Source organism: Novosphingobium sp. BF6 (assembly GCF_058273105.1).
Window position 1 is genome coordinate 427768 of the sequence record NZ_CM177775.1, and the last position, 23648, is coordinate 451415.

The following is a 23648-nucleotide window of genomic DNA, read 5'->3' on the forward strand; positions in this document are numbered from 1 at the left end:
GGTTCGGGCGCCGTTTTTCGTGGATGCTACTGTGTACCCTGGGATTCTGGCGCCGGATGGCGGCGCGGGATCGAGCGGCGGGCAGGGCGGACGCCTGAATCCTCGGCATAGGCAATAGGCTCGCCCGCGCTGTCGATGGCCTGGACGACCGGAATCGAAACCATGCGCTGCGACTGGACCGGATAGACATAGGCATAACCGGGTGCGGCGTAGCCATGGATCGGCACGACGACCTGACCTTGCCGGTAGCGCGCTAGGTAGTCGTCGAGATAAGTCTCGCACTCGCCATGGTTGCCCTGGCCCTCGCGGACGGTTCCCGACTTCGGCCTGCTGGCGGCTACCTTCTGGTGGCAATCCGCAAGCCAGGCGTCTCGTTGTGCCGGATCGAATTCGTAGCGGATCGGCGTACTGGCGACAGGCGCTGTGGTATCGCCCTGCAAGTAGTCGGCACCGGCCTCCTTCTCCGCAGCCGAAACCACCGAAGCGCTGGCAAGAAAGGCCAGAGCGAGACTCGCGGTGCAGAGGGTCGAACGCATTCGCAGGGCCTTTTCACGGGTTCATGGGCATTAGCCGCGTCTGTTAACAAGACGTTTAGCATCATAACCCGCGAAAGGCCAAGCATCCGGGACCGATCTACGGTCCCGGAGAGAGACGGTCAGATCGATGCCGCGACGATGGCGGCAAGAGCCTCGATTCCGGCGGCATCCTCGGCATCGAAACGGTCGGCGACCGGGCTGTCGAGATCGATCACTGCTACGACCTTCCCGTCACGCAGCACCGGCACCACCAGTTCGGAGCGGCTGTCGGCATCGCAGGCGATGTGGCCGGGGAAGGCGTGGACGTCCGGCACGACCTGAGTCTCGCCGCTGGCCGCTGCCGTGCCGCAGACTCCGCGCCCCAAAGGAATGCGGATGCAGGCGGGCTTGCCGACGAACGGGCCGAGCACCAGCTCGTCCGCGACGTTGCGGTAGAATCCCGCCCAGTTGAGGTTCGGCAGGAACTTCCAGATCAGCGCGGCGACGTTGGCCATATTGGCCACGCCGTCGGGTTCTCCCTCGACGAGCGCCTTGGCGGCTGCGGCGAGGTCTGCGTAGAGTTCGGGCTTGGGCTGGTCGCCCTTGGGAGCAAAGTCGTACATAGCGGCTGCGATACTCCAACTCCTTGTTGCCGCATAGGCGGTAGCGTCTTATCTCAGGCGCATGCGCTCCATTCTCATCAAATCCGGCCTGGCTCTCGGTGCCGTCGTTCTCATCGGTGCCGGTACGATCGCCTGGTCCCAGTATTCCAACACCTCCGACCTGCCGTTCGACGATACGGTGGGCAAGGACCCCAAGCTGGTCGAGCCGGACCCGCAATGGATTCCCAGCGTCAAGCTGGTCGAGACCGTGGGCTGGGCTGCCAATGAGGCACCCAAGGCCGGGGAAGGGCTGGCCGTCGCTCGCTTCGCGGAAGGCCTCGATCATCCCCGCACGATGTTGACTCTGCCCAACGGCGACGTGCTGGTGGCGGAAACCAATGCGCCCGCCGGGAACAAGCCCAAGGGCCTGACCGGCATGGTGATGGGCTGGATGATGGGCAAGGTCGGCGCGGGCGAACCCTCGCCCGACAAGATCGTCCTGCTGCGCGATGCCGATGGCGACGGCAAGGCGGAGCAGCGCTTCGATTTCCGCACCGCCGACATGCATTCGCCCTCGGGCATGGCCTACCGCGACGGCAAGCTCTACATCGCCAACCACGACAAGGTTCTCGAATTCGCCTTCCAACCTGGTGGCACCAAGCTGGACGGCAAGCCGCTGCGCACGATGATGGACCTGCCGCCCGCCGGTAACCACTGGATGCGCAACCTGCTGCTGAGCCAGGACGGCAAGCAGCTCTATGTCGCGGTGGGTTCGGCCACCAACATCGCCGACGACGGCATGGAAGCCGAGACCGGCCGCGCCGCGATCTGGGAAATCGACGTCGACACCGCGCGCCGCCGCCAGTTCGCCGCGGGCATGCGCAATCCCAACGGCCTTGGCTGGAATCCCTCGACCGGCGAAATGTGGTCGACGGTGCAGGAGCGCGACATGCTCGGCCCCGATCTCGTGCCCGACTATCTTACCAACGTGCCGGTCGGCGCGCAGTATGGCTGGCCCTGGATCTACTGGAAGACGACGTTCGACGAACGCGTCCAGTGGCCGATGCAGACCTACATGCTCGAATATACCCGCAAGCCCGAATATGCGATGGGTGCCCACGCCGGCACGCTCGGCATGGTCTTCGCGAACGGCGGCAACCGCATGGGCGCGAAGTTCGCCAACGGCGCCTTCGTCGCCCGCCACGGCTCCTGGAACCGCCGTCCCGCCGTGGGTTATGACGTGGTCTTCGTGCCCTTCGACGCCAACGGCAATCCGCAGAACGGCAAGCCGATTCCGGTGCTCTCTGGCTTCCTGAAGGACGGGTCGCATACCCATGGCCGCCCGACCTGGCTGGCCTGGGACAAGAGCGGCAGCCTGCTGGTCAGCGACGACACCGCAGGGGTGGTCTGGCGCGTGCAGGCACCGGGCGCAGCGCCTTCCGCCGCGATCAAGCCGGTGGAAACGGAGCATATGAAACCGCTGAAGGAGATCAAGGACCCGACGATTCCCGGCGCTACCGGCAATCTGGAGGCCGGGTTTACCAAGGGGCCGGACAAGTTGCTGCCCACCGGGCACTGAGCGGGAAGGGGACCTTCGGGTCCCCTTTTTTGTAGAACAAGGGGATGATTCTGGGGCCGTCGCCCCAGACCCCTCTACTGTCGATGTTGCGCGCGCAGCGGCGTGGTGGGCTCCCTGCGGCGCAGCCATTATGTCTCCCGACGCCGCCATGGGCGCTGGGCGGCGTTGATCCGCGTGACCTAGACGGTAATGGGGCGCAGGGGGGCCATGCCTCCCTGCGTTATCTTTTCTTAGACTATCTTCCCGGCACGTCCCGCAACTTCGGTGACGTATTGCCACGCCACGCGCCCCGAGCGCGCCCCGCGACGGCGCGACCATTCCAGTGCGTCGTGCTCGTCGAAGGTTAGGCCGAACTGCTGCGTGTAGCCTTCGATGATTGCGAGGTAGGAGGGCTGGTCGCAGTTGTGGAAGCCGATCGAGAGGCCGAAGCGATCGGCCAGCGCGAGTCGGTCGTCCACCACATCGCGGGGGTTAATGGGGTCATCCTGTTCCGACATCGAGCGGGAAACGATGGCGCGGCGGTTGGCGGTGACGGCGAGGCGGACGTTGTTCGGGCGGGCCTCGACGCCGCCTTCCAGCCAGGAGCGCAGCAAGCGCGGTCCGGCACCGTCGTGTTCCTCGAAACCGAGGTCGTCGATGAAGACCAGGAACTGGCGGTCCACTTTACCGAGCAGGGCGAAGAGAGCGGTCACACCGTGGAGGGCTTCCTGCGCCACCTGCACGAGGGCGATGCGGCCGGGGTGAGCGGTCTGGGCGGCGCGGATCGAGGCGCGCATTACGGCGGACTTGCCCATGCCGCGCGAACCCCAAAGCAGCATGTCGTGCGCGGCATATCCGGCGGCGAGACGCTCGACATTGGCGACGACGCGCTCCTTCTGGGACTCGATGCCGCGCAGCAGGTCGAGCGGTGGGGCGAGCAGTTCGGGCACGCCGCGCGCCTCGCTGCCGGTCCAGACGTAGGCGGGGTGGGCCAGCCAATCGACTTGCGGCGCGGGCGCGGGGGCAAGGCGTTCGAGGGCTTCGGCAATGCGGTTGAGGACTTCGGTCTGGTCGGTCATGCTCTGGGTTCTTCGCTTGTCGGTTCTTGGGTGGCCATGGCTTCGCGCACCAGATGCGCGATAAAGCGCCGCGCGGCCATCTTTTTTCGTCTGTGGCTGGGCATTGTTCCACGTGGAACGTCCGGGAGGCCGGGGAGGCTGTCTCCGTAAATCCGTGCGCGGTTTTTCTTGGCTTTCGGGTCCTTGGGCTATAGCGGCGGAGTATGGAGCGCAACCTTGGACCCGAACTGCTGGCACCCGATCAGGACGGCGTGGCGCGCGCCGCTGCACTGCTGGACGAGGGCAGGCTTGTCGCGGTGCCGACGGAGACCGTCTACGGCCTCATGGCGCGTGCCGACCGCGATGAATCGGTCGCGGCGATCTACCGCGCCAAGGGGCGGCCCAGCTTCAATCCGTTGATCGTCCATGTCGCCGATCTGGCCGCCGCGCAGGAACTGGCGGTGCTGGACGCGCGCGCATTGAGTCTGGCGGAGGCGTTCTGGCCCGGTGCCCTGACCATGGTGCTGCCCTTGCGCGAAGGCGCGGCGGTGGCTCCGGCGGTGACGGCAGGGCTGCCTACCGTGGCACTGCGCTGCCCGGCTCATCCGCTGATGCGGGCCGTGATTGCAGCGTCGGGGCTGGCCCTGGCGGGGCCTTCCGCCAACCGCAGCGGCGGGGTGAGTCCGACGCGGGCGGAGCACGTCGTCGCCTCGCTGGGCGCGAACGTCGATGCTGTCGTGGATGGCGGTGCTTGCGAGGCCGGTCTCGAGTCCACCATCGTTGCCTTGCGTGGGGACGGGCGCTGGCAGGTCCTGCGACCGGGGCCGATTCCGCACGAGGCGATCCGCGAAGTGCTCGGAAGGGATAACGACGCGGTGACGTCGCAGGCTATCGAGGCACCGGGGCAGCTCGCCAGCCACTATGCGCCGGGCAAGCCGGTCAGGCTGAACGCGGCGAGCGCGGAGATGGACGAATTCCACATCGGCTTCGGCGAGATTGCCGGGGATGCGAATCTTTCCACTTCGGGCGATCTCGTCGAGGCGGCTTCGCGGCTCTATGCGCTGCTGCACGAAAGCGCGGCGGCGAGTCAGCCGCGCATTGCGGTTGCACCGATTCCGGTTGAGGGCGTAGGTGCGGCGATCAATGACAGGTTGAACCGGGCAGCGGCCTGAGTTCGGACCCGCCTCAGCGCCGCTGCGGCGCCGCTCCGGGCATCAGGTACTGCATCTGGGCGTAGTCGTCGCGGGCCTTGTTGCAGGCCTCGCGGTCGCCCCGGTCGCACTGGCGCAAGTGCTTCTGGTATTGGCGCTGCATCTTGCCCAGCTTCTCTTCTTGCTTGCGCATCTGGCGGCCGCGCTTCTCGTCGGCTTCGGACTGGCTGGTTGTCACGGCATCCACGGCCGATCCGGCGACGCGCACCGGGGCGGTCACGATCTTGCCGGCGGTGCTGAGGCAACCGGAGAGCAGCAAGGCTGCTGCGGGGACGAGGAAGGGCAGGGTGCGCTGGATCATCGTGCGCGAGCCTCTCACGAAGCGACTGTCACCACAATGAATATCCCGCAAAACGAAAGGGGCCGCTTCCGGTGTGGAAGCGGCCCCCTTGCGTGCGAGATGACGCTGCGTCTGATCAGACTGCTTCAGCGCTCTCGTAGTACTTCGGCGCGTACTCGTTGAGGATCGAGAGGATCTTCTTCAGAGCCGCAGGTTCGTCGGTCTTTTCCATGGCCGCGAGTTCGCGGGCCAGACGCGAGGAAGCCGCTTCAAAGATCTGGCGCTCGGAGTAGCTCTGCTCCGGCTGATCGTCGGCGCGGAACAGGTCGCGAGTCACTTCGGCGATCGACACGAGGTCGCCCGAGTTGATCTTCGCTTCGTATTCCTGGGCGCGGCGCGACCACATCGTGCGCTTCACCTTCGGCTTGCCCTTGAGCGTATCGAGCGCTTCGCGAAGGGTCTTGTCCGACGACAGCTTGCGCATGCCGATCGATTCGACCTTGTTCACGGGAACGCGCAGAGTCATGCGCTCTTTTTCGAAGCGCAGCACGTAAAGGTCGAGCTGCATCCCGGCAATTTCCTGCTTCTGGAGCTCGATCACACGGCCTACGCCGTGCTTGGGATAAACGACGTAATCTCCAACATCGAAGGCATCGGCCCTGGTTGCCATGTATCGTCCTTTCACCTGCAGGATTCGCTGCCATACCTACGGTGAGAGACAACCGGGTGGATGCGACTTGAAAACGCAAAAGCGCTTTCGCCGCCCGGTCAGATACCTCTCCCAGCCGTTTGCTTTCGAACCCTGCCTCGCAATGCAAATGCTGCCAGACGGGCAGAAGGCCCGGGCAGTTGCTGGATTATATAGCATCGATGTGACAAAATTACCAGAGGCGAGCAGACGGTTTACCGTCGCTCGCCTAAAGGTCTTTCGGGGCAGGGCGAAAAGGCCCGCCAAGTCCCTCATTCACTGGGGAAACCAGGTTCCCCAGGTGAGGTTGCAGTGCAGCAATCAGTCGCCTTCGCCGGGCTCGGGCGAGAAATATTTTTCGAGCTTGCCTTCTTCGCCGCGCATCGCGTCGGCGTCTTCCGGCGCATCCTTCTTGGTCGTGAGGTTGGGCCATTCCGCCGAATACTTGGCGTTTAGCTCCAGCCACTGTTCCAGGCCGCTCTCGGTATCGGGCAGGATCGCCTCGGCCGGGCATTCCGGTTCGCAGACGCCGCAATCGATGCATTCGCTGGGATTGATGACGAGCATGTTCTCGCCTTCGTAGAAGCAGTCCACCGGACAGACTTCGACGCAATCCATGTACTTGCACCGGATGCAATTGTCGGTGACGACATAGGTCATGGCTGCGTATTCCTCTTAGAAGGCCTCGTTTCGGTTGGCCGCTGCTATGGGAACATCTGCCCCCGCGTCAAGCACTCTATAACAGGCTTGGGCTTCGGGAGCCGGTCCGCGGCGCTCAGGAAGGGATAGGATTTCTATCACCCGAACGCCTCCAGCTGTCGGCACGGTCAGAATGTCGCCGACGGCCACCTTCTGATGGGCGCGTTCCACCCGGCGGCCGTTGAGGCGCATATGGCCTTCCTCGGCCATTGTCTGGGCGAGGGTCCGCGTTTTGACGAGGCGCAGGAACCAGAGAAGCTTGTCGATCCTCATGCCTGTCCTGCTCCTCCCGTCTATCTGCCGAGCAATTCGCCGAGTGCCGCGAAAGCGCCGTCACTATTCTTCGGCGCGGGGCGTGCCACTTCGGCTTCGCGTTCGCGCTGCGGCGGGCGCCAGCGCCAGCGCACCGGGGCCGGGGCGCCATGGGCGCCGTCCGGGAGCAGGCGCGGCATCATCGCCTGGAAGCCGCCGAAGCGCAGCAGGCGGGCATAGCTGGCGGTGGTCAGGCCCATTGATACGGCGCGGGCCGGATCGAGCGAGAACGAACGCGAGGGACCCTTATGGCCGCTGGCAGCGGAGCGCGCCTCATGCGCCTCGCGCAGGAGCTTCTCGGCCATGTCGAGACGGAGGAGTTGCTTGCCGAGGTTGCGATAGCCGGGAGCCTTGTGGCGCTTCGTAGCATCCATCGTCGGCGGCATGGCGGAATCCGGCTCACCGCCGGGAATCTCCTTGCCAGCAATCTTCGCTAGCTGGCGCCAGAGCGCGATCGGATCGGGCCGCAGCATCGCAGGCAGGAACAGGTCGAGCGCGCCCACGCGCACGCCCAGCTTCGCCAGCATCGTGCGGCGGGCCTTGTCGATCCGGTCCACGCCGGAACCGTCTCGGGCGATCATGCCGCCGCGCTCGACAAGGGTGATGAGCAGGGCGCGGAGATCCGGCCCGGCATCCTCGGCCCGGCTTGCCTCGTCCAGTTTTGCCAGTGGGGCGAGTGGTTCCAGCGCCGTGACCAGCCAGGCTTCGAGCGCGGCGACCAGTGCCTTGCGGGCAGGTGCGGGAATCGCATCGAGCACGCGGTCGGGCACCAGCACCGGGGCCAGCAGCGAGCGGCCGGGGGACAGCGCGGCGATCTTGCCGCCGTCCCAGCTGAGCTTGCCGTTCTCCAGCGCGAGCGGCGCCGCGCCCTCGTGTACCGCAGCGGTCAGCGCTTCGGCGCGCGACTGGAGCAGGCCGGGCAGATGGCGCTCGGCCGCGGCCAGCAGCAGCTTGCGGTCAGAGTGCCGGGCGGCGGGATCGACCTGGAAGGCGAAGCCGTGCAGCGAACCGATGTGCTCGCCCTCCACCAGCACTTCCGCGTCTTCGAGGCGGACCGAGAGCAGTCCGGCATCGGGGCCGAGTTTTTTCATGAGCACGGCGGTCCTGCGGTTGATGAATCGTTCGGTGAGTTTGCCATGAAGGGCGTCGGAAAGGCGAGCCTCCACGGCGCGGGCGCGGGCGGCCATTTCCTCGCGGGCCAGCACCCAGTCGGGGCGCTGGGCGATATAGGCCCAGGAGCGGATTGCGGCGATGCGGCCCTGCAGGGTGTCGATGTCGCCGCCGGTCAGGTCGAGCCGGGCGATCTGCTGCGCCATGTAGTCGGCGCCGAGTTCGCCGTGGCGAAGGTCCTGCCAGAGGCGGGCGACGAAGCGCGAATGAGTCTCCACGCCCTGTTGGCGGAAGTCGGGCAGGCGGCAGACTTCCCAGAAGCGGCGCACCATGGCATGGCCGCGCAGGCTGTCCATCACCGTGCCGTCGTCGGCCAGACGCTTGAGCACCGCGAGGTCGATCGCCTCGGGGCCGAGCACGAGGCCTTCGCGGTCTGGCGGGGTTTCGAGGTCGGAGATCAGCGTGGCTACGCTGTCGAAGCGCGGTTCCGGATCGCGCCAGAACAGTCTGGTCAGCGGCGGGAAGCGGTGTTCCTCGATCGCGTAGACTTCGTCCGGCTCGAATTCGGAATCGTGCCCGCCCGAGCCGGTGAGGGTGCCGAAAGTGCCGTCCTTCTGGTGCCGTCCGGCGCGTCCGGCGATCTGGGCCATCTCGGACGTGGTGAGTCGGCGGTGGCGCTGGCCGTCGAACTTCGAGAGTCCGGCGAAGGCGACATGCTCGACATCGAGGTTGAGCCCCATGCCGATGGCGTCGGTGGCGACGAGGTAATCCACCTCGCCCGACTGGTAGAGCGCGACCTGGGCATTGCGCGTCTGCGGGCTGAGCGCGCCCATGACCACGGCGGCGCCGCCCCGGAAGCGGCGCAGCATTTCGGCGATCGCGTAGACCTGCTCGGCCGAGAAGGCGACGATCGCGCTGCGTGGCGGTATGCGCGAGAGCTTCTTCGCCCCGGCATGGGTCAGGGTGGAGAAGCGCGGCCGCGTGACCACTTCGACATCGGGAACGAGGGCTTTCACCATCGGCTCCAAAGTCGCCGAGCCGAGAATCATCGTCTCCTCGCGCCCGCGCGCATGCAGCAGGCGGTCGGTGAAGACATGGCCGCGCTCACGGTCGGCGCCGAGCTGGGCTTCGTCGATGGCAACGAAGGCGAGGCTGCGCTCCGTCACCGGCATCGCTTCCACGGTGCAGAGCAGGTAGCGCGCGTCCTTCGGCTCGATGCGCTCCTCGCCGGTGATCAGGGCGACGCTCTTCTCGCCCTTGATCTTGCAGACGCGGTCGTAGACCTCGCGCGCGAGCAGGCGGAGCGGGAAGCCGATGGCCCCGCTGGAATGGGCGCAAAGACGCTCTATGGCGAGGTGAGTCTTGCCGGTATTCGTGGGACCGAGCACCGCCTTCACCCCGCGGGGGGCGTCCTTTCGCGACGAGGCATGCCGGTCGTGAACCATTGCCGGTGAATGTGGCACCGCCTCCAGCCCCCCGCAAGTCTCGGCTCGTCGAAAGCAGGGTGAAAATCCCCGGAATTAGCGGGAGGTTAACCTTGAAGGGGCAGAAGCGGCCTCTCGAAGTCGGGCTTTTCCGCGGGATCGGATTGGCCGGACGAACGATATCAACGCTCCCGAAAAGGTGGACAGGGGCAGGTGTTCAAGGCGCTGGATCAGGGTGGGGAAGGGACCGCGCATGTCGCGGCGCTTTCGCACGACCAGGTGCTGAAGGATGGCGGTTCGCTTGCCGGGAAGCCTTCGAGACGGGCGCGCTGGAAGCAGGGTATCGAGCGCTGGTGTCACGAGGTGGAGATCGCGCCGGACCTCGCCTGCGATATCGGCAGCCGCCGGTGGTTTCGTGGCCTCGCGACGATGCTGGGGCTGGGCGCTGCCGCTTTCGCGATGGGGCCGGATTTCTCGGCGGTCGAGGCCGCGACGCCGCTCGCAAGCCGCAGCCGCGACGAATTTCGCAGCCAGACCATTTCGCCGCTTGCGCTCGGGGCCGACAGTGGCCGTCACATGGGCGCGAGTCCGCTGGTGCGTCCGCTCGCCAATGTGCCGGATCGGCCTTCGATTCAGCTCGTCTCGACCCTGGGGCAGGGCGACAGTTTCGGGCGCATGCTGGAGCGCGTCGGCGTGGGCGGGGCGGATCTGGCGCAGATCACCCAGTTGGTGAGTCAGGCGGTGCCGGTGGACGAGCTCGCCTCGGGCACGCGCTTCGATATCACCATGGGACGCCGCTCGGCGCCGGGAGCACCGCGCGCGCTCGATTCGATGGATTTCCGCGCGCGTTTCGATCTCGATCTTTCGGTGGAGCGCAGCCCCGGCGGCGGACTTGCGCTGGTGCGCCATCCGATCCGGGTTGACGAGACGCCGCTGCGCATTCGCGGCACGGTCGGCTCCAGCCTCTACCGCTCGGCGCGCAATGCCGGGGCGCCGGTCGGGGCAATCCAGTCCTATCTGCGTGCGATCGACAAGTATCTCAGCCTGGAAAGCGACATCGCCGCGCAGGACCAGTTCGATATCGTCGTGGCCTACAAGCGTTCCGCCAAGGGCGAGCGCGAGGTGGGCGATCTGCTCTATGCCGGGCTCGATCACGGGGGCAAACCGCGCGTTCAGCTGCTGCGCTGGGGCAAGCAGGGCGAGATGATCGCGTCCTCGGCGCTGACCCAGGCGCAGGGCGCGCCGGGCGGGATGCCGGTGGCGGGGCACATGACCTCTCCCTACGGCAAGCGCCGCCATCCGATCCTCGGTTTCGTGCGGATGCATGCGGGCATCGACTATGGCGCGCGCTATGGTTCGCCGATCTACGCGGTGGCGGACGGCGTGGTGAACTTCGCCGGGCGGCATGGCGGGCACGGCAACTATGTGCGCCTCAGCCACGGCGGCGGTCTCGATACCGGTTATGGCCATATGAGCCGCATCGCCGTTTCACGTGGAACACGGGTCAGGGCGGGGCAGGTGATCGGCTATGTCGGCTCGACCGGACTCTCCACCGGGCCGCACCTCCACTTCGAGGCCTATCGTGGCGGGCAGACGATCAACCCGGCGGGGCTGCGCTTCATTGCGCGTCCGCAAATCGACGGCAAGGAGAAGGACGCCTTCCGGGCCAGGCTGAACGCGATGCTCGGGGTGCAGCCGGGCGAGGCACTTGGTACGATCGCGGCGCCTGCTGAGGCTCCGGTGTCAGCCGGGCGCGAGATCGACCGACTGGCGCAGGGGGCTGCGGAGTAGGCGAGGGCCTTCGCCAAATCTCAACAATGCTGCGCCTTTCCGATTCAAAGCTCCGCTCATCCTGAGCTTGTCGAAGTCCGCTCATCCTGAGCTTGTCGAAGGATGGGAGACGTGGTGCCTCGCTGCCGGGGCTTCGACAGGCTCAGCCTGAGCGGGACGCGGAGGTTTTCCCTTGGACAGTCCGTCACATTGAACCCGCCGGACTTTTCCGGCAATCACAGCGGCCATGACCGGAGCATATCCCCACACCCGCCTGCGCCGCGCGCGCGCCACGGCCTGGAGCCGCGCCATGCACCGCGAGACGGTGCTGACCCCCGCCGACCTCATCTGGCCGGTCTTCGTGACCGAAGGCGAGGGCGTAGAGCAGCCGATCGCCTCGCTGCCGGGCGTCTCGCGCTGGTCGGTGGACCTGCTGGTGGAGCGCGCAAGGGAAGCCGCCGATCTCGGCATTCCCTGCCTTGCCCTGTTCCCCGACACCCAGCCCGAGCGCCGCAGCGACGACGGCGCCGAAGCGCTCAATCCCGACAACCTGATGTGCCGCGCGCTGCGTGCCATTCGCGCGGAACTGGGCGACCGGATCGGCCTGCTGACCGACGTTGCGCTCGATCCCTACACCAATCATGGCCAGGACGGCTTGCTGGGCGAGGACGGCTACGTTCTCAATGACGAGACGATCGAAGTGCTGGTCGGCCAGTCGCTGAATCAGGCGCGCGCCGGGGCCGACATCATCGCTCCGTCGGACATGATGGACGGCCGCATCGGCGCGATCCGCGATGCGCTGGAGGACGAGGGCTTCGTCAACGTCCAGATCATGAGCTATGCCGCCAAGTACGCTTCGGCCTTCTACGGCCCGTTCCGCGACGCGGTGAACACGCGCGGGCTGCTGAAGGGGGACAAGAAGACCTACCAGATGGACCCGGCCAATACGGAGGAAGCCCTGCGCGAGGTCGAACTCGATCTGGGCGAGGGTGCCGACAGCGTGATGGTCAAGCCGGGCCTGCCTTATCTCGACATCGTCCGCCGGGTGAAGGAGGCATTCGAGGTTCCCGTCTTCGCCTATCAGGTCTCCGGCGAATACGCGATGATCGAGGCGGCGGTGGCCGCCGGGGCTGCGGACCGCGACGCGATGGTGCTGGAGACTCTGCTGGCCTTCAAGCGCGCGGGCTGCTCGGGTGTGCTGACCTATCACGCCGTCCACGCCGCGCGCTTGCTCCGGAACGGGTGACATGACGGACTTCCGCTTGGAGACCGAGCGGCTGGTGCTGCGTAACTGGCGGCCGGGCGACATCGTGCGCTTCGCGGAAGTCACCAATACGCCGGAAGTCATGCGCTGGCTGGGCGGGGTGATGGACGCGGAGCGACTGGCGGCTTCGGAAGCACGTATGCTGGGCTTTCATGAAAGCTACGGCCACACGTTCTGGATCGTCGAGCGCAAGGTCGACGGCGGCGCTCTTTCCGGCGAAATGCTAGGCTTCTGCGGTCTCAAGACAATCGACGCGCCGGGGGCTTCGTTTCTCGGCGCGGTCGAGATCGGCTGGCGCCTGCGCAGCGATTCGCATGGGAAGGGCTATGCGAAGGAAGCGGCCACGGCTTCGCTCGATGCCGGTTTCGACCGGTTCCGTGCGGACGAGATCTTCGCGATCACGGTGATCGAAAACGCGCCGAGCTGGGGCCTGATGCGTCGTCTCGGTATGCGGCGGCGCGAGGAACTCGACTACGATGATTTGCGTTTCGAGCCGCCGCTGCGGCACACCATCGTCCATTCGATCACGCGCGAGGAATGGGCCGCGCAGCCGCGTTGATCGATGCGGCCGGGAGAAGGATAAATGAGTCAGAACCGACCCGACATCACCGTGGCCGCCATCCACGGCAAGGCGCCGCGGATTCATTCCAGCGCCTTCATCGCGCCGGGCTGCCGCATCATCGGCGATGTCGAGATCGGGCCGGACGTCAGCATCTGGTACAACTGCGTCATCCGGGCCGACGTGAACCGCGTGGTCATCGGCGCGCGGACCAATGTGCAGGACGGCTCCGTGATTCACTGCGACAGCCCCAAACCCACGCGGCCCGAAGGCTATCCGACCCTGATCGGCGAAGGCGTGCTGATCGGGCACATGGCCATGGTGCACGGCTGCACGTTGGAGGACCGCGCCTTTGTCGGTCTCGGGGCGATCGTCATGGACGGCAGCCACATCGAGTCCGACGGTATGCTGGCGGCGGGCGCGCAACTGACCGGTAAGCGTATCGGGGCGCGTCAGCTCTGGATGGGGCGCCCGGCGAAATACCTGCGCGATCTCGACGATGCCGCAATCGCGGCCAACCAGGCAGGCGTGCAAGGCTATGTCGTGAATGGCCGACTTCATGCCGAAGCGCTGGGCCTGACCGGCTGATGGCCAAAGCGAAAGTCGCGCTTCCGCCTGCCGAAGCGGTACACGCGTTGATCGATGCCGAACGGCGTCTTGCGGTGCGCGTGACGCCCGGTGCCAAAGTGGAAGCGCTGGAGATCGTTGACGGCCGCCTTCTGGTGAAGGTCCGGGCCAAGCCGGAGGACGGCAAGGCCAACGACGCGGTCCGCAACCTGCTCGCGGCGGCCCTCGATGTGGCGCCTTCGCGCGTCGAATTGCTGCGCGGTGCCACTTCGCGAGAGAAACAGTTCCACGTGGAACGTCCTCTCCCGTAATCAGCGGGCCATGCCTCGGGCCATGCGGGTCAGCACATCGGTCATGGCCTGTGCGACATGGGCCGGTTCGGGCGCGACATCTGCGATGGCGCGGGTCATAGCTTCGGCCCACTGCGCGGCGGTCGTGCGGTCGATGGGAAAATCCTTGTGCAGGCTCATCATGCACTTGCCGGGGTTGGCCTCGAACCAGTCGCGCGGGCCTCCGGCCCAACCTGCCAGAAAGCGCGGCAGCGAGCGGCGCATGGGTTCGAGATCTGCGGCATGCATCGCGCGCAGCTGCGCATAGGCGGGGTCCTGCTCCATCAGATCGTAGAAGCGATCGGCGATTGCCGCAAACACGGGCGCGCCGCCGAGCTGGTCGTGCGGCGTGGCGGGGGTTTCGGTCTGTGTGGTCACGGTAGAGTCTCTCAGGCACGGGAAGGGAAGCCTTCTTCTCCTAGCCGCTTTGTTCCACGTGGAACTTGATCGCGGTCAATCCCGGACCATGGCCTTGAGCGTTTCGATCCGATCGGCCTCGTGCGCGGGCTTGTCCATGCGGATGCGGTGGATGCGCGGAAAGCGCATGGCCAGCCCCGACTTATGCCGCTTGCTCAGGTGGACCGAATCGAAGGCGACTTCCAGTACCAGCGACTTGTCCGTCTCGCGCACCGGGCCGAAGCGGTTGACCGTGTGATTGCGGACGTAACGGTCCAGCCACTTCAGTTCCTCGTCGGTGAAGCCGAAATAGGCCTTGCCGACGGGTAGCAGTTCGGCGCCGGAATCGGGATCGCCGGCCCAGCAGCCGAACGTGTAGTCCGAATAGAACGACGACCTTTTGCCGCTGCCGCGCTGGGCATACATCAGCACGCAGTCGATCAGCAGCGGATCGCGCTTCCACTTGTACCAGAGTCCGGTCTTGCGCCCGGCGACATAGGGGCTGTCGCGGCGCTTTAGCATGACGCCTTCGATGGCATTGTCGCGCGCGCCTTCGCGGATCGAGGTCAGTTGGGCGAAGTCGGCGGCGGGAATCACGGCGCTCAGATCGAAGTGTTCGGGATCGAGGCGGGCGATGAGCGCTTCCAGCCTGGCCCGGCGCTCGTGCCAGGGGAGGGGGCGCAAGTCCTCGCCCTCGACGATCAGCGCATCGTAGAGCCGGACGAAGGCAGGGTATTCGGCCAGCATCTTCTTCGACACCAGCTTGCGGCCGAGCCTTTGCTGAAGCGCATTGAAACTGGCTGCACCGCCTTCCTCGCCGCCCTGATGGACGCCTCGGACCAAGAGTTCGCCGTCGAGCACCGCATCCACCTGAAGCGCGGCGGCGATCTCCGGGAACGTACCGGAAATGTCGTCGCCCGAGCGGGAATAGACCCGCGTGTTCCCGGCGACGTGGACCACCTGCACGCGGATGCCGTCCCACTTCCACTCGGCGGCATAGTCGGCAAGGTCGAGTTGCGCGTCCTCCAGCGGATGGGCGAGCATGAACGGCCGGAACAGTGGCAGGTCCTTGGAACTCGGCGCCGCCGCGCCGTGGGCCGCCCAGTCGAACAGCGCGAGGTAGGGCGGTTGCTGGCCGTGCCAGTGCTCCTCCACATCCTCCACTGACACGTCGAAGGCCTGTGCGAAGGCGGTCTTGGCGAGGCGCGCGGAAATGCCGATCCGCATGGCGCCCGTCGCCAGCTTTAGCAGGGCATAGCGCCCCTCGGCATCGAGGCGGTCGAGCAGGTGGGGCAACTCGGTCATGACATTGGCGCGAGTCATGCGGGCGAGGGCGTCCACCGCTTCGCTGACGGTGGGCGGGGCTTCCGTGAGCATCTCGGGATCGGGCCAGAGCAGGCTGGCGGTCTCCGCCGAATCGCCCACATAGTCGCGGCTCAGGGTCCAGAGGATCGGGTCGATCCGCTCACCCATCAGGTTGCGGATCGTCGAGCTCTTCACGGCGGGGAAGTCGAGGCCATCGGTCAGCGCGGCCAAGGCCCATCCGCGATCCGGGTCGGGAGTCTCGCGCAAGTAGTCGGCCAGGAGCCTGAGCTTGGCATTGCGGCTGCGGGTGTAGACCAGCGCGTCGAGAAGGGCGGCGAAGCGTTCCATTAAAGTAAAAGGAAAGTCCTGGGGGATGATCCCCCAGACCCTCGGAATGTCGGCCTTGCGCTCGCCGATCCGTGATGCGCGCCTTTCGGGGGAGGGGGGCTAGTCATCTTCGTCCTCGTATCCCACCAGCGCCAGCGCCCGTGCCTTGCGTTGGTTTAGCTGGCACCAGCGCAGCATAGCTTCCTCGCGGCCATGGGTGATCCAGGTCTCGGCCGAATTTACGTCGATCACCGTCTGGGTCAGTTCGTCCCAATCGGCGTGGTCTGAGATCACCAGCGGCAGTTCGACCATGCGTTGCCGGGCGCGCTGGCGGACTTGCATCCAGCCCGAGGCCATGGCCGTGACCGGATCGGGCAGGCGGCGGCTCCAGCGGTCGTTAAGGGCAGAGGGCGGGGCGATCACCACGCTTCCGGCGAGGTCCGCCTTCGGGGAGTCGCTTACGAGGCGCAGTTCGCCGAGATCGACGCCCAGTTCTTCGTAGAGTTGGCACATGCGCTCCATCGCGCCGTGGAGATAGATCGCGTCGTGATGGCCCGCGCGGCGCAGTTCCGCGATCAGGCGCTGGGCCTTGCCGAGCGCATAGGCGCCGACCAGCACGCAGCGCTCGGGATTGGCGGCGAGGGCGGCGAGCAGCTTGGCGATCTCGTGCTCGACCGGCGGGTGGCGGAACACCGGGAGTCCGAATGTCGCCTCGGTGATGAGGACGTCGCAGGGCGTTACCTCGAAAGGCGGGCAGGTGGGATCGGGACGGCGCTTGAAATCGCCGGTGACCACGATCCGCTCGCCCGCGTGCTCCAGCAGGATCTGTGCGGAGCCGAGGACATGCCCGGCAGGAATGAATGTGGCGGAGACGCCGCCGCGCAGAGTCTGGGTTTCGCGATAGGCGACCGGCACCGCGCCTTCGGACGTAGCGTAGCGCAGCTTCATGATCGCCAGCGTTTCCGGCGTCGCCACCGTCTCGCCATGGCCGCCGCGGGCATGGTCGGCATGGCCGTGAGTGACCAGCGCGCGGTCCACGGGGCGGGAAGGGTCGATCCAGCAATCGGCGGGGACGACGTGAATTCCCCAAGGTTCGGGTCTTATCCAGGAGAAGTCGCGGGCCATGGATGAAAAATGGGGCGGGAACCGCGTGGTTCCCACCCCATTTTTTTACGTGGCGCCCGGGGCTTCGACAAGCTCAGCCTGAGCGGACTGACGGTTCAATTCTCTGTCATCTCCTCCCGCTCAGGCTGAGCCTGTCGAAGCCCCCTGAGGCAGGAGAAATGACCTCAATCGTCCGCGTTGGCTTCGGACTGGGGACCCGGCTTCTTCGCCGACTTCTTGGCAGCCGGAGCCTTCTTGCCCTTGACCATCTTGGGAGCGGCCGGGGTAAGTTCGAAATTCAGCCCGTCATCCTTCACCGAGACATGCACTTCGCCGCCATGGTTCAGCTTGCCGAACAGCAGTTCCTCGGCCAGCGGCTGCTTGACCTTCTCCTGGATCACGCGGCCCATCGGGCGCGCACCATAGAGCTTGTCGTAGCCGCGATCACCCAGCCAGGTGCGCGCGTCGGAGTCGAACTGGATGTGGACGTTCTGGTCGGCCAGCTGGAGTTCCAGCTGAAGGATGAACTTGTCCACCACCCGGCTGATCGTGTCCTTGGCGAGATAGGCGAAGGGCACGATGGCATCGAGACGGTTGCGGAATTCCGGCGTGAACATCTGCTTCACCGCTTCGTCCCCGGCATCAGCCTTGGATGTGTCGCCGAAGCCGATGCCCTGTCGGGCCATGTCGGACGCGCCCGCATTGGTGGTCATGATGAGGACCACGTTGCGGAAGTCCACGGTCTTGCCGTGGTGGTCGGTCAGGCGACCGTTGTCCATCACCTGGAGCAGGATGTTGAACAGGTCCGGGTGAGCCTTCTCGATTTCGTCCAGCAGCAGCACGCAGTGCGGATTCTGGTCGATGGCGTCGGTGAGCAGACCGCCCTGGTCGAAGCCGACATAGCCCGGAGGCGCGCCGATCAGGCGGCTGACCGAGTGGCGCTCCATATATTCCGACATGTCGAAGCGCTTCAGCTCGATGCCCATGATCGAGGCGAGCTGGCGGGCGACTTCGGTCTTGCCGACGCCGGTGGGGCCGGAGAACAGGAACGAGCCGATCGGCTTGTCCGGATCGCGCAGGCCCGCGCGGCTGAGCTTCATGGCGGTGGCGAGGACGCCGATCGCCTTGTCCTGACCGAAGACGACGCGCTTCAGATCGCGTTCGAGGTTTTCGAGCGCCTTCTTGTCGTCGGAGCTGACCGACTTGGGCGGGATGCGCGCCATCGTCGCGATCACCTGCTCGATCTCGCGGGCGGTGATCGTCTTCTTGCGGCGGCTGGGGGGCACCAGCATCTGCATCGCGCCCACTTCGTCGATCACGTCGATCGCCTTGTCGGGCAGCTTGCGGTCATTGATGTAGCGCGCCGAAAGCTCGACCGCGGTCTTGATCGCGTCCGGCGTGTACTTGACCTTGTGGTGTTCCTCGAAGGCCGTGCGCAGTCCCCGCAGGATCTTGATCGTGTCTTCCACCGTGGGTTCGTTCACGTCGATCTTCTGGAACCGGCGCAGCAGGGCGCGGTCCTTTTCGAAGTGGTTGCGGAACTCCTTGTAGGTGGTCGAGCCGATGCAGCGGATCGTGCCGCCCGACAGCGCGGGCTTCAGCAGGTTCGAGGCATCCATCGCGCCGCCGCTGGTGGCGCCGGCGCCGATCACCGTGTGGATCTCGTCGATGAACAGGATCGCGTGCGGCATCTTCTCCAGTTCGGAGACGACCTGCTTCAGGCGTTCCTCGAAGTCGCCGCGATAGCGGGTGCCTGCCAGAAGGCTGCCCATGTCGAGCGAGTAGATCACCGCTTCGGCGAGCACTTCGGGCACTTCGCCCTCGACGATCTTGCGCGCGAGACCCTCGGCAATCGCGGTCTTGCCGACGCCCGGATCGCCCACATAGAGCGGGTTGTTCTTCGAACGGCGGCAGAGAATCTGGATCGTGCGGTCCACTTCGGGGCCACGGCCGATCAGCGGGTCGACCTTGCCGTTCAGCGCCTTCTCGTTGAGATTGACGGTGAACTGGTCAAGCGCCGAATCCTTCTTGCTGGCGTTCTTGGCCTCGGCCTTTTCCTCGGGCGTGGGGGCGTGTTCCTCGGCGCCCTTGCTGCTCTTGTCCTCCACGCGCTTGCCACCCTTGCCGATGCCGTGGCTGATGTAGCTGACGGCGTCGAGGCGGCTCATGTCCTGCTGCTGCAGGAAGTAGACGGCATAGGAATCCCGTTCGGAGAACAGCGCGACCAGCACGTTGGCGCCGGTGACGGTGTCCTTGCCCGAGGACTGGACGTGAAGGATGGCGCGTTGAATCACGCGCTGGAAGCCGGCGGTGGGGGCGGGATCGCCCTTTTCCTCGGTCTTGAGCGACTGGTATTCCTGGTCGAGATACTGACGGACCACGTCACCGAGGTCGCCAAGCTCCACGCCGCATGCCTGCATGACCTGTGCCGCGTCCGGATCGTCGATCAGGGCGAGCAGCAGGTGCTCCAGCGTGGCATACTCGTGGCTGCGCTCGGAAGCGTGCGACAGGGCCGAGTGCAGTGTCTTTTCCAGGCTTTGCGCGAAACTTGGCATCTAGAAAACTTTCATCTGGAAGGGGGACTCTCCTTGCCCGAAACCGGGCGGATGAGTTTTGGGAGGGCTGAGGTTCATTTCATATATAGGGGCGCTCCGGAGGGTTGCGAGGGTGGTGTGAAAGGGTTGGGTTCAGAATGGCGCCGGTCATGCTTGATCTGGCCTTAATGGGGGCCTGAACAGCGCCTCAGCCGCCAGCATGTGCGCCGAAGCCTTCTGGCGATGCGCCTTGATCCGTTCGATTTCCGATTCGAGAAGCGCGACGCGTGCATCGAGTTCGTCCAGCGAAAAGCGATCCAGGCTTTCGCTGGCGAGAAGGCTGGCAGCTCCGAAGTTTCCTTCGGCTGACCGCCGCCGCGGTCGATCGTCCTCGTCCATTGCAATGCAGCATCGGACTGTACTTTGCCCCTGTCAATGGCGAGAAAATATGTTCCACTTCAAAGTGGGACTGTGGCAACAGGACAGGCATGTCAGCTAACTCACCGAAAACCATGACCGCAATCGGCTTCGAAGCGCCCGGCGGTCCGGAGGTTCTCCAGCCCGTCACCGTGCCGGTTCCCGTGCCGGGACCGGGGGAGGTGCTGGTGAAAGTCGCCTTCGCCGGGGTCAACCGTCCGGATGTGGTACAGCGCCAGGGAAAATACCCGCCGCCGCCCGGTGCCTCGCCGCTGCCGGGCCTGGAGATTTCCGGGCAGGTCGTGGCTCTGGGCGAGGGCGTGACGGAACTGGAGCCGGGGCAGAAGGTCTGCGCGCTGGTGGCCGGTGGCGGTTATGCGGAATATTGCCTCGCCAAAGTCGGCGCCTGCCTGCCGGTGCCCGAATCGCTGCAGCTGGACGAAGCGGCGGCGCTGCCGGAGACGCTCTTCACCGTCTGGCACAATGTCTTCGAGCGGGGCTGGGCGCGGGACGGGGAGACCATCCTGATTCACGGTGGCACCAGCGGCATCGGCACGATGGCGACGATGCTCTGCCGCCAGTTCGGCCTTACCGTGATCGTCACCTGCGGCTCGCCCGACAAGTGTGCCCGCGCGCTGGAGATCGGCGCGGATCATGCGATCGACTACAAGGCGAGCGACTTCGTGGCGGAAGTGGCGCGGATCACTGAGGGCCGGGGTGTCGATCTCGTGCTGGACATGATCGCGGGCGACTATGTGGCGCGCAATCTCAAGTGCCTGGCGCCGGACGGCCGCCATGTCACCATCGCCGTGCAGGGCGGGGTGAAGGCGGAAGTGAACATGGCCGTGGTCATGACCCGGCGCTATACGCTGACGGGATCGACGCTGCGGCCCCGCACGGATTCGTTCAAGGCGCTCTTGGCGCAGGAGATCCGCGCCAATGCCTGGCCGCTGTTCGAGGACGGGGTGCTGCGCCCGGTCATGGACACGCGATTCCCGCTGGTCGAGGCCGCCGCCGCCCATGCCCGGATGGAAGCGGGCGACCATGTCGGCAAGATCGTTCTCGAAATCTGATCGCATTCGGTCGAATCGTGGCGGCGCTGCGCAGAACAGAGTTGCCGAAAGCAAGGCTTTTGCTTGCCGAATGGACAAAGTTTCCCTAAATCGGCTTGGTACGGCCGCTCCGCGAAGGGGCGGCCCTTATTGTTTCCGCCGGAGATAGAGACATGAGCCAGCCCACTCCGCTGATGCCGCACGCGACCGCCTCGTGGCTGGTCGACAGCACCGCGTTGACCTTCGAGCAGATCGCAGAATTCTGCGGCCTGCACATGCTCGAAGTGCAGGCGATGGCCGACGATCTGGCATCCAGCAAGTATACCGGACGCGATCCCGTGCGTTCGGGCGAACTGACCATGGAAGAGATCGAGAAGGGCCAGGCAAATCCGGAGTACAAGCTCCGCATGCACAAGGTTCCGGTCACTTCCAACCGCACCAAGGGCCCGCGCTACACGCCGGTCTCGAAGCGTCAGGACAAGCCCGACGGCATCGCCTGGATCCTGCGCAACCACCCCGAGGTTTCGGACGCGCAGATCGGCAAACTGATCGGTACGACCCGCAACACCATCGCCGCGATCCGCGACCGTTCGCACTGGAACATCGCCAACATCACGCCGAAGGACCCGGTCACGCTGGGCCTGTGTTCGCAGCGCGAACTCGACTTCATCGTCTTCAAGGCCGCCAAGAAGGCCGGTATCCAGGACGAAGGCCAGAACGACGAACGCCTGACCGACGATCGCGACGCGCTGATCGAGGAACTGCGTGCCGAGCGTGAGGCTGCCTCGCGCGCGGCCAGCGAAGCCGCGCAGGAAGCCGAAGTCGCCGCCTGGCTCGAAGCCAAGCGCGCGGCAGAGGCCGCCGAAGCCGCCGGGGAAAAGGGCGAGTAATCGCTCTTCCGGCAGCCCCTCTGGCCGCTTTTCCGAACACAAAAAGGCCCGCGACAGTCACCTGTCGCGGGCCTTTTTTGCTGATTGGCGGAGCCGACTTACTCGGCGGCGATGACGACGTCCGCCTCGCTGGCCGAACCTGCGTGGGGCAGGCGGGCGAGGGCCGGGGGCATCTGCCCGCCGTTGGGGCTGAGGCGGCCTTCGAGGCGCGCGCCCTGTTCGATGGTGAGCGCGTCGTAGGCGACGTCACCGATGATCTGCGCGCTCTTGAGGATCACCACTTCGCGGGCGGCGATCGTGCCGCGCACGATTCCGGCGATACGGACCGATTCGGCGGAGATTCCCCCGGCGATCTCGCTGTCTTCGCCCTGGACGAGCGCCTTGCAGGTGATGTCGCCGATCACGCGGCCGTCGATGTGGAGATCGGCCGAGGCTTCGACATTGCCGGTGAGCGTGATGTCGTTGCCGAGCATCGAGAAGCCCGAGGTCGGGCCGGTGCGGTGGCTGGAGAAGTTCTTGACCATGGTGTTATCGGGCTTCTTGCTGAACATTGCGGGCGGCCTCCAGGAAGGGGCGCGGATTCATCGGGCGATTGTTGACGCGCACTTCGAAGTGAAGGTGCGGGCCGGTGGAGCGGCCGGTGCTGCCCATCGCGGCGATGCGGGTGCCCCCGTCCACGTCCTGACCGACGTGAACGCCGAATCCGGAAAGGTGGCCGTAGCGGGTCATCAGGCCATTGCCATGGCTGATCTCGATGCAGTTGCCATAGCCCTGGCGCTGGCCCACGAACGTGACCTTGCCCTTGGCGGCTGCGTAGATCGGCGAGCCCATCGGGCCGGGGAAGTCGAGACCGGCATGGAACGCGGCGCCCCCGGTGAAGGGGTCGGAGCGATAGCCGTAGCTCGATGAAACATAGGCGACGTGGGCGGGCTGGACCTGGGGGATCGAGGCGAGGCCGCTTTCCAGCGCGTCCATGCGGGCGAGGCTGAGGCCGAGGCGCTTGAAGCTGGGGTCCAGCGAACCATCGGCGGCAGTGGCGAGACTTTCGAGCGGACCACCTTCGGCGACCTTGGAGCGGGCGCGGGCCAGCATCGGGCCGGGATTCAGGCCGAGCTTGCGAATGGCGTCGGAGGCGAGGGCGGCGCGGCGGTCGGCATAGCGGGTCAGGCGTTCGACGAAGGCGCTCTGGTCGGCCTCGATCCGCACGAGCTTGCTCGTCTCGGGCAGGAGGGCGCTGATCTTCCTGGGTTCGGGTGCGGTGGTCTGGGCATCTGCCCCAGAAGGTTCGCCGTCCTGGGCCTCGCCGGGCAGTTCGCCGATGTGGGCGTCGAAGACTTTCTCGATGAACTGCTGGCGGCGGGCGAGATTGGCGACGGTATCGTCGAGGTTCTCACGGTAGCGGCGGACCTGCCCGGCGGCGTCGGCCACGCGGGCCTCGCGGCTCGCGAGCGCGGCCTGTTCGCTGGTCGCGGAAAACTGCGAGACCGCCATGGCGCCCATCGATACACACCAGGCGCCGAGCAGCGACACCGCAACCCCGGCAGCGGCCTTCTGCATGCGCGAAGAAATGCGGATAAAGCGGACCTGCCCGTGAGATCGCATGATGAACTCGCGATCCGGGAACGCCGCCTTGAGACGCTTGCTGAGCGCCCCGGCAGATGTGAGTTTCAAAACGAC

General features: G+C 65.9%; 24 protein-coding genes. 9 read left to right on the top strand and 15 right to left on the bottom strand.

Annotated features, from left to right (window positions below):
- Positions 1-26: 26 nt before the first annotated feature.
- Both AC4D6D_RS02195 and AC4D6D_RS02200 read right to left on the bottom strand, forming a co-directional pair.
- A complete protein-coding gene (locus tag AC4D6D_RS02195) occupies positions 27-536 on the bottom strand; it encodes a hypothetical protein (protein ID WP_491326323.1) in 510 nt (169 codons plus the stop codon).
- A 119-nt stretch (positions 537-655) separates the two neighbouring features.
- Complete coding sequence (locus AC4D6D_RS02200) at positions 656-1138, bottom strand: GAF domain-containing protein (protein ID WP_491326324.1); 483 nt, start codon at positions 1136-1138, stop codon at positions 656-658.
- A 61-nt stretch (positions 1139-1199) separates the two neighbouring features.
- On the opposite strand from AC4D6D_RS02200, the gene AC4D6D_RS02205 reads away from it, so the two are divergent.
- Positions 1200-2696, top strand: a complete 1497-nt coding sequence (locus AC4D6D_RS02205) for a PQQ-dependent sugar dehydrogenase (RefSeq protein ID WP_491326325.1) — start codon at positions 1200-1202, stop codon at positions 2694-2696.
- A gap of 230 nt (positions 2697-2926) precedes the next feature.
- Here AC4D6D_RS02205 and AC4D6D_RS02210 read toward each other — a convergent pair whose 3' ends face one another.
- Entirely contained in the window at positions 2927-3754 is an 828-nt protein-coding gene (locus tag AC4D6D_RS02210; protein WP_491326326.1) for a DUF815 domain-containing protein, read from the bottom strand.
- A gap of 203 nt (positions 3755-3957) precedes the next feature.
- Between AC4D6D_RS02210 and AC4D6D_RS02215 the strand changes: the two genes are divergently transcribed.
- Positions 3958-4905, top strand: coding sequence for an L-threonylcarbamoyladenylate synthase (locus AC4D6D_RS02215; RefSeq protein WP_491326327.1), 948 nt, complete (start codon positions 3958-3960; stop codon positions 4903-4905).
- Positions 4906-4918: 13 nt separating this feature from the next.
- Here the strand turns inward: AC4D6D_RS02215 and AC4D6D_RS02220 are convergent, their stop codons facing one another.
- From AC4D6D_RS02220 to AC4D6D_RS02240, 5 genes are all read right to left on the bottom strand, one after another.
- Positions 4919-5245, bottom strand: coding sequence for a DUF6726 family protein (locus AC4D6D_RS02220; RefSeq protein ID WP_491326328.1), 327 nt, complete (start codon positions 5243-5245; stop codon positions 4919-4921).
- Between the two features lie 115 nt (positions 5246-5360).
- Positions 5361-5894 (bottom strand): CarD family transcriptional regulator, encoded by a 534-nt coding sequence (locus AC4D6D_RS02225; RefSeq protein WP_021234861.1) that lies wholly within the window; start codon positions 5892-5894, stop codon positions 5361-5363.
- Positions 5895-6233: 339 nt separating this feature from the next.
- Positions 6234-6572 carry a ferredoxin FdxA gene (gene fdxA, locus AC4D6D_RS02230; RefSeq protein ID WP_021234860.1) on the bottom strand — a complete coding sequence of 113 codons (339 nt, stop codon included), beginning with the start codon at positions 6570-6572 and terminating at the stop codon, positions 6234-6236.
- Positions 6573-6587: 15 nt separating this feature from the next.
- Positions 6588-6884, bottom strand: a complete 297-nt coding sequence (locus tag AC4D6D_RS02235; protein WP_147216145.1) for an RNA-binding S4 domain-containing protein — start codon at positions 6882-6884, stop codon at positions 6588-6590.
- Positions 6885-6904: 20 nt separating this feature from the next.
- Positions 6905-9478: a helicase-related protein gene (locus AC4D6D_RS02240; RefSeq protein ID WP_491326329.1), complete on the bottom strand. Its 2574-nt coding sequence runs from the start codon at positions 9476-9478 to the stop codon at positions 6905-6907.
- Between the two features lie 192 nt (positions 9479-9670).
- On the opposite strand from AC4D6D_RS02240, the gene AC4D6D_RS02245 reads away from it, so the two are divergent.
- The 5 genes from AC4D6D_RS02245 (at position 9671) to AC4D6D_RS02265 (ending at position 13928) form a co-directional block, all read left to right on the top strand.
- Positions 9671-11248, top strand: coding sequence for a peptidoglycan DD-metalloendopeptidase family protein (locus AC4D6D_RS02245; protein ID WP_491326330.1), 1578 nt, complete (start codon positions 9671-9673; stop codon positions 11246-11248).
- Positions 11249-11474: 226 nt separating this feature from the next.
- Positions 11475-12473, top strand: a complete 999-nt coding sequence (gene hemB / locus AC4D6D_RS02250) for a porphobilinogen synthase (RefSeq protein WP_491326331.1) — start codon at positions 11475-11477, stop codon at positions 12471-12473.
- A gap of 1 nt (position 12474) precedes the next feature.
- Entirely contained in the window at positions 12475-13050 is a 576-nt protein-coding gene (locus AC4D6D_RS02255; protein WP_491326332.1) for a GNAT family N-acetyltransferase, read from the top strand.
- 24 nt (positions 13051-13074) lie between these two features.
- The gene (locus tag AC4D6D_RS02260) at positions 13075-13638 is read left to right on the top strand and encodes a gamma carbonic anhydrase family protein (RefSeq protein ID WP_491326333.1); all 564 of its coding nucleotides are present in this window, start codon (positions 13075-13077) and stop codon (positions 13636-13638) included.
- Positions 13638-13928, top strand: a complete 291-nt coding sequence (locus tag AC4D6D_RS02265) for a DUF167 domain-containing protein (RefSeq protein WP_491326334.1) — start codon at positions 13638-13640, stop codon at positions 13926-13928. Before AC4D6D_RS02260 ends, AC4D6D_RS02265 begins: the two co-directional genes overlap by 1 nt.
- On the opposite strand, the gene AC4D6D_RS02270 is transcribed toward AC4D6D_RS02265, so the two are convergent.
- The 5 genes from AC4D6D_RS02270 to AC4D6D_RS02290 form a co-directional block, all read right to left on the bottom strand.
- Positions 13929-14324 carry a group II truncated hemoglobin gene (locus AC4D6D_RS02270; RefSeq protein ID WP_491326335.1) on the bottom strand — a complete coding sequence of 132 codons (396 nt, stop codon included), beginning with the start codon at positions 14322-14324 and terminating at the stop codon, positions 13929-13931.
- Between the two features lie 75 nt (positions 14325-14399).
- Entirely contained in the window at positions 14400-15995 is a 1596-nt protein-coding gene (locus tag AC4D6D_RS02275) for a cisplatin damage response ATP-dependent DNA ligase (RefSeq protein ID WP_491326336.1), read from the bottom strand.
- A gap of 99 nt (positions 15996-16094) precedes the next feature.
- Entirely contained in the window at positions 16095-17099 is a 1005-nt protein-coding gene (locus AC4D6D_RS02280) for a ligase-associated DNA damage response exonuclease (RefSeq protein WP_491326337.1), read from the bottom strand.
- A 164-nt stretch (positions 17100-17263) separates the two neighbouring features.
- On the bottom strand, positions 17264-19633 hold the full coding sequence (gene clpA / locus AC4D6D_RS02285; protein ID WP_491326338.1) for an ATP-dependent Clp protease ATP-binding subunit ClpA: 2370 nt from the start codon (positions 19631-19633) through the stop codon (positions 17264-17266).
- 147 nt (positions 19634-19780) lie between these two features.
- Positions 19781-20011 carry a DUF1192 domain-containing protein gene (locus AC4D6D_RS02290; protein ID WP_491326339.1) on the bottom strand — a complete coding sequence of 77 codons (231 nt, stop codon included), beginning with the start codon at positions 20009-20011 and terminating at the stop codon, positions 19781-19783.
- A gap of 89 nt (positions 20012-20100) precedes the next feature.
- Here AC4D6D_RS02290 and AC4D6D_RS02295 point away from each other — a divergent pair, with 89 nt between their 5' ends.
- Positions 20101-21102, top strand: coding sequence for an NAD(P)H-quinone oxidoreductase (locus AC4D6D_RS02295; protein ID WP_491326340.1), 1002 nt, complete (start codon positions 20101-20103; stop codon positions 21100-21102).
- A gap of 152 nt (positions 21103-21254) precedes the next feature.
- A complete protein-coding gene (locus AC4D6D_RS02300; RefSeq protein ID WP_334183276.1) occupies positions 21255-21971 on the top strand; it encodes a DUF1013 domain-containing protein in 717 nt (238 codons plus the stop codon).
- Between the two features lie 98 nt (positions 21972-22069).
- On the opposite strand, the gene AC4D6D_RS02305 is transcribed toward AC4D6D_RS02300, so the two are convergent.
- Positions 22070-22495, bottom strand: a complete 426-nt coding sequence (locus AC4D6D_RS02305) for a polymer-forming cytoskeletal protein (protein WP_147216809.1) — start codon at positions 22493-22495, stop codon at positions 22070-22072.
- 4 nt (positions 22496-22499) lie between these two features.
- Complete coding sequence (locus AC4D6D_RS02310) at positions 22500-23642, bottom strand: M23 family metallopeptidase (protein ID WP_491326341.1); 1143 nt, start codon at positions 23640-23642, stop codon at positions 22500-22502.
- Between the last annotated feature and the right edge of the window lie 6 nt (positions 23643-23648).